Consider the following 5381-nt stretch of genomic DNA (forward strand, 5'->3'; position numbering starts at 1 on the left):
CAGGCGATTAGCCATTGGCTGAATCGGTTATCGCCCACCCAGGTTCGTTCTTTGACTCAGTGGGGTTGGCTTATTGATGCCCTATGTGTAGCTGGAATTTAAAGAATTGGTATTATCCCTCTTCAGTCACTACAGGGGAAGTAAAGTGAAGGAAGAGTTTTAAGAGGGTAGGAGCAATGGTTGTCCCTTGTCTTGCCCGTCAAACCGTTGGTTTCGTTGATGAATACTGTGAAGCTTACCGAAATCTGTTCAGCGATGTTCGTAGCTTCGAGTGCTTCAAGTACCTTCATGTGGGTTTAATCAGCGAAATTTCCCGCAAGAGCTTACCAGCTATTGCTCAGGTTGTCGGGCTCAAGGATAGCCGGAATCTGCACCACTTCCTGCATCATGCCGTGTGGGACACGAGCCAACTAAGGGCACGCCGCCTTCAACTGGTGAAGAGGGTGCTTGGTGACAGATCCATTATTCTTATCATCGACGAGACGGGCGACCGCAAGAAAGGAAACGCGACAGACTATGTAGCTCAGCAGTACATCGGCAATTTAGGCAAAACAGTAAACGGGATTGTCTCGGTCAATGCCTATGGAGTTGTGGGCAATATCACGTATCCGTTGCTATTCAAGATATTCAAACCCCGCAGCCGCCTCCAAGAGGGCGACGAGTACAAAACTAAACCAGAACTCGCGGTTGAGTTAATCCACGAAATTCAGGCTACAGGGTTTAAGGTTCAATTGGTTCTAGCCGATAGCTTCTATGGAGAGAGCGGCAGTTTTATTGACTGTGTCAGGAAATTTGGAATGCCCTTCATTGTGGCAATTCGTTCGAATCATGGCGTACTCATGCCATCGTGGCAACGAGTGCGCTACAACCGTTGGCGTACCTTTGAGCAACCGCTCGCCCATCGCACTCCAGAAACTCGCTTCATTCGTGAGATTATCTTTGGGCAGCGCCGCTCAAGACGCTACTTCCAAATTACTAAGGGCACCGAGCAGAGCACCGATAGCTGGTTCATTATGACGGACCTACCAGGCGACATCCTACCCTTACCGTTGCTCTATAGCCTGAGAAACTGGATTGAGTACGGCTTCAAACAGGTTAAGAACGAATTGGGCTGGGCCGACTTTCGCTTGACGGATTACCCTAGTATCGAGCGTTGGTGGGAAATCATCTTCTGTGCTTACTTGATGATTAGTCTTCATGCACAGCACTTCTGTTGGCATGCCCTGACGGCTCAGTCTGGGAAACGTCAAGAACTCGCTTTTGAGCCCTTTAGCCAACACCAAAGGTGGCAACCAGGGCTCAACTGGAAGAGTGCCCTGAATAACTTGAGGCTGATTCTACAGCCCTTTGTTTTCTACCAACTCATCCAGCCTTGGCTAGCTGTATTTCCGATTCGGGGCTTGCACCGATGTTTCGCCCGTTCGATTCACTGTATGAACTAGTTTCGTGCTTCACCACACACATTTGGAGTGGCTGTCTGATGTCTTGAATACTTTTTACTCAGCCAGAGTGACTAAAGAGGGATTATGATGCTCTCCTGAGATCGAGCAGTTTGAGGATTGCTTTGATGCTGATTTGGATACGCGATCGCTGACGCGACGACAGCTCTATGTGGCCATGACCAAGGCACAGGATGAGTTGCACCTGGTGGCTGAGGGGACAGGGATGGTTTCTCAGGCATTAGAAAAAGCCGATGCGATTGAGACAGTCAAAAGCGGAAACTAGTCTCTAATCTCTAAAGGACTCCAATAGATTGGCTCTCACTAAAGCTAGGGGTAAGTGGCAGTTTGGCAGTGAATTTGAGCTGGAGGAAACTGCTTGAAAGAATCTGACCAAGTTGCTCAACCAGCCAAAAGAAGTATTCTCTACCAACAGTTATATATAAAACTGGGTAGTCTAAGATGCTCGATAATAAGCATTGGGATATAGTTCTTTTGCTTTCTGAAAAATAAATCAAAATGTAGCGTTGATGGCTGACTAAAACACCTCATTCGATTGATTCTGCAGCCCGATAGAGTTAATAGGATTAGGTTGAATAGGTTGAGCATATTTTTGGCATCAGCGAGGAAACGTGACGTGAGTGACCCCTCTATTTTTGATTGGGTTTCGGTATTGGGACCAATTTTGCTATCCTGGCCTCTAGTCATTACGGTTGTTCTGTTACTTTTTTACAAGCCTCTTTTTAGACTGCTCGAGAAATTTTCAAACAATAATATCCAAAAAGCAAAAATTGGCCCCTTTGAAATTGAAGAGGCTGAACAGCCCTATGCTGAGTCTCTCAAGCTTTTATTAACCAGCCTTGTTTCTGAACAGGAATTGAACTACTTGAAACAGCTCGACACAGAGGACGATTCTGTGCCCTATGAGAACACTACCGATTTGATTATGGAGCTAAAACGGCTGTCTACCCTCAATTTCATCGCCGCCAAGTCACACCTAGACCAGCTGCCCAGGGAAGGAGAGCTAAAACACCATATCGAACTCACTTCCAAAGGCAAACAATACCTGCGTCTGCGGGAAAACCTACTGGCTGATCAGACGGCCAGTGCTGAACAGAAAGAGTAGTCAGGTAATCTTATTAATTAATGTAATGTAAAAGCTATATAAAAACTTGGTAAGCAAGGCTTTAAACAGGACTAGCCTGCCCAGTGGTAAGCCGCGGTGAGCGTGATGGTGTCTTGAGAGGTAATGGGCTGGTTGGGGTCGGGGAACTCCTGAACGGCCCAGTCTTCCAAGTCAGCCAGCGCCTGGGGGTAAATATTGTCTGGTACCCGCCACATATTGCTGTAGATGCGATCGCGGTAGACTCTCATAAGACTGTCCACTGTACTCTCGCGGGACAGCTCTGCAACCATCACTGTCTCTAGCTCTGCCCCCTGCTCCTGCAAGCGGCCCAGTACGTCCTCTGTAACGCCGCCAGTAAAGCCAGAGTCGTAGCCGTAGCCCGCTAGAATCTGCCGCCACTGCCGCCCAATAGCATCACGGGTAGCGGTCTTGTTGGTGGGGTGGTGGAAGTAGATAAATACTCCAATGGACTTCAGCACCCGGCGTAGCTCATCCATCGCCGTCTGCCAGTTAGGGATCAGGTGCAAGATGTGGGGGGCGATCGCCACATCGAAGGCGTTGGCTCCGAATGGTAGCTCGGTCGTATCAGCATTGATCAACGTCAATCGGTGAGCTTTGCCCTCAAGCTTTTGCCTGAGCTTGTCCATCATCGCCTCTGAAATATCGACCCCGGTGTAGACATAGCCCCGTTCGACTATGGGCAGAGCAATGCGTCCAGTGCCGATTCCTGGCTCGAAGAAAGTGGTGTCGGGGGTAGCCTGCCCCAGCCTTAAAATCCCAGACGTAAGCCGTTCAGACACCTCTGAAGCCAGGGTGCGGGTATTGTCATAGAAGTCAGCGGCTCGGTCGAAGGAAATGGCCAGCGATTCTTCCTGGGGCGGTTCTAGCTCCTAAGCTACCAGCCGTAGGTCAACCCCAGGTTCACCACCATTAATGTTATGCCGATGCTAATTCAACTCCTGCCCATGATCCTGGTGGCTTGCCTGGGGTTTGGGCTGAGGCGAGCTGGGGTGCTGCACTCTGGCGATGCCAAGACCATTGGTAAGCTGCTGACTACGCTGGTGCTTCCAGCCGTGATTCTGCGGGCGCTGGCCACCGCCACCTTTGTCCCAGAACTCATCTACCTGCCCCTGTCTGCCCTGGTAGTGGTGGTTGGCCTAACAGCGATCGCCTTTGTTGGAGTTTGGTGGTTCAAGTGGGACAAGCCAAAGGCTGGGGCTTTGATGACGACCTTTCCCACCTTTGAGGGCGGGGCGGTAGGGTATCCCATCATGCTGCTCACCTTTGGCGATGTGGGCCTCAGTCGGATTGTATTGTTCGACCTGGCCCAAGCCATCTATCTGTTCACGGTGGTCTACTGCCTCTCCGCCTGGTTTGGCCAAGCTGGGGTCACAGGTCGGGCGGTAGCCCTGAAGCTGGCCCAGACACCTTTCTTCTGGGCCATTATGCTGGGTCTAATACTCAACGCTCTAGGTTGGATGAATGAGGTGCTGCTGGGCCTGCTGAACATTGCCGAGGGGAGCTTTTTACTGCTGGTGCTTCTGCTACTGGGAATGGAGTTTCAGGTTCAACTGGCCTCTGTGGGGCGCTATGCCCTCCTGGTGCTGGCCAAGATTGGCTGTGGGTTAAGTCTGGGCTGGGCAGTTACCCAAGCTTTTGGGCTTCAGGGCGTGGAGCAAGCTGCTGTCCTCGCCGGAGCAGCCCTACCCCCTAGCCTGCTAACCCTACTCTTTGCCCAGGAGAACGATCTCGACACTCGCTTTGTCATTAGCTTCATCTCCGCTGCGGTGCCCCTCTACCTGGCGATAGTCACTCCCCTTCTAGTCCATCTATCACTGTCACCCTAGTTTTGTCGAGTAACGCTGATATTGGAGTAGGGAATGAAGGTTTGGCAGTGCTTGGATTTGGCCGTTGGCTTCGGGGCGATCGCTAGCGGATATTCTGGAACTGTGGCCATACCTCAAGATCAGGAGCCTGTCACTGACTCAAGGGCCAGCCAAAACCTGCCCACTGCCACCGTTGTTTTCGTAGGCGATGGCGACACGCTGCAGATGGACTACCAAGGCCAGAACATCACAGTCCGGTTCGCCTGCATTGATGCTCCAGAAACTTCCCAAACGCCTTGGGGGCCAGCAGCTACCGAACGTCTGCGCCAGCTCACTCCTAGAGGTTCCACGATTCAGTTCCGCGAGGCCGACACAGACCGTTATGGGCGCATGGTGGCAGAAGTCTATGCCGGTGGCCAAAACGTAAACCTACAGATGATCAACGAGGGTCATGCAACGGTTTACACCCAATTTTTGAGCAGCTGCCCCGATACAGACGATGCCCTACTCGCCGCTGAGGCTCAGGCCCAGCAGCAGCAGTTGAACTTTTGGAATCAGCCCAATCCTGTAATGCCCTGAGACTATCGGCGGAGCAATCGATCTAATTAATCAACAGAGTTAACCTGACTACAGAAGCGTAAAGAAAGGTGAAGTACGCTCTTGGCCTGTATTAGATTATTGGTGACTTATGAGTCTAAGACAGCGTCAGATCATCAAATATGCGGGAATGTTGGGCTTAGGTGTTGGGGCTAGTAATTTACTGCCTGGTTTTTCTGCTCCTAGTCGGGCAGCTTTGCCGTTGACCATGCAGCTAGACTGGAAATTTAATGTGCAATTTGCTGGTCTGTTAATGGCAGATCATCTAGGTCTTTATCAAGACAGCGGCCTAGCAATTTCCTTGAAACCTTGGGAATCGGGTATGGTCGTCCCTGACGAAGTAGCGGAAAATCCAATGGTCATTGGTTGCGCTGAGCAAAATTTAATCCTTTC

The 5381-nt window shown here is 50.8% G+C and carries 7 protein-coding genes; 6 read left to right on the forward strand and 1 reads right to left on the reverse strand.

Annotation, left to right across the window (positions count from 1 at the left end):
- Positions 1 to 176 precede the first annotated feature (176 nt).
- The 3 genes from H6F57_RS00005 to H6F57_RS00015 all read left to right on the forward strand — a co-directional run bounded on the left by H6F57_RS00005 (position 177) and on the right by H6F57_RS00015 (position 2565).
- Positions 177 to 1442, forward strand: a complete 1266-nt coding sequence (locus tag H6F57_RS00005) for an IS701 family transposase (RefSeq protein WP_190624821.1) — start codon at positions 177 to 179, stop codon at positions 1440 to 1442.
- Positions 1443 to 1575: 133 nt separating this feature from the next.
- Positions 1576 to 1725, forward strand: coding sequence for a hypothetical protein (locus H6F57_RS00010; protein WP_190624822.1), 150 nt, complete (start codon positions 1576 to 1578; stop codon positions 1723 to 1725).
- A 351-nt stretch (positions 1726 to 2076) separates the two neighbouring features.
- Positions 2077 to 2565, forward strand: coding sequence for a hypothetical protein (locus H6F57_RS00015; RefSeq protein ID WP_190624823.1), 489 nt, complete (start codon positions 2077 to 2079; stop codon positions 2563 to 2565).
- Between the two features lie 71 nt (positions 2566 to 2636).
- On the opposite strand, the gene H6F57_RS00020 is transcribed toward H6F57_RS00015, so the two are convergent.
- Positions 2637 to 3365: a class I SAM-dependent methyltransferase gene (locus H6F57_RS00020; protein ID WP_190624824.1), complete on the reverse strand. Its 729-nt coding sequence runs from the start codon at positions 3363 to 3365 to the stop codon at positions 2637 to 2639.
- 144 nt (positions 3366 to 3509) lie between these two features.
- Here H6F57_RS00020 and H6F57_RS00025 point away from each other — a divergent pair, with 144 nt between their 5' ends.
- The 3 genes from H6F57_RS00025 to H6F57_RS00035 form a co-directional block, all read left to right on the forward strand.
- On the forward strand, positions 3510 to 4412 hold the full coding sequence (locus tag H6F57_RS00025; protein WP_190624825.1) for an AEC family transporter: 903 nt from the start codon (positions 3510 to 3512) through the stop codon (positions 4410 to 4412).
- Between the two features lie 33 nt (positions 4413 to 4445).
- A complete protein-coding gene (locus tag H6F57_RS00030) occupies positions 4446 to 4970 on the forward strand; it encodes a thermonuclease family protein (RefSeq protein ID WP_190624826.1) in 525 nt (174 codons plus the stop codon).
- Between the two features lie 109 nt (positions 4971 to 5079).
- Positions 5080 to 5381, forward strand: a 302-nt coding sequence (locus H6F57_RS00035; RefSeq protein ID WP_242025874.1) for an ABC transporter substrate-binding protein, incomplete at its 3' end; no start/stop codon positions are given.

The organism is Leptolyngbya sp. FACHB-60, assembly GCF_014695775.1.
Taxonomy (GTDB): Bacteria; Cyanobacteriota; Cyanobacteriia; order Phormidesmidales; family Phormidesmidaceae; genus Nodosilinea.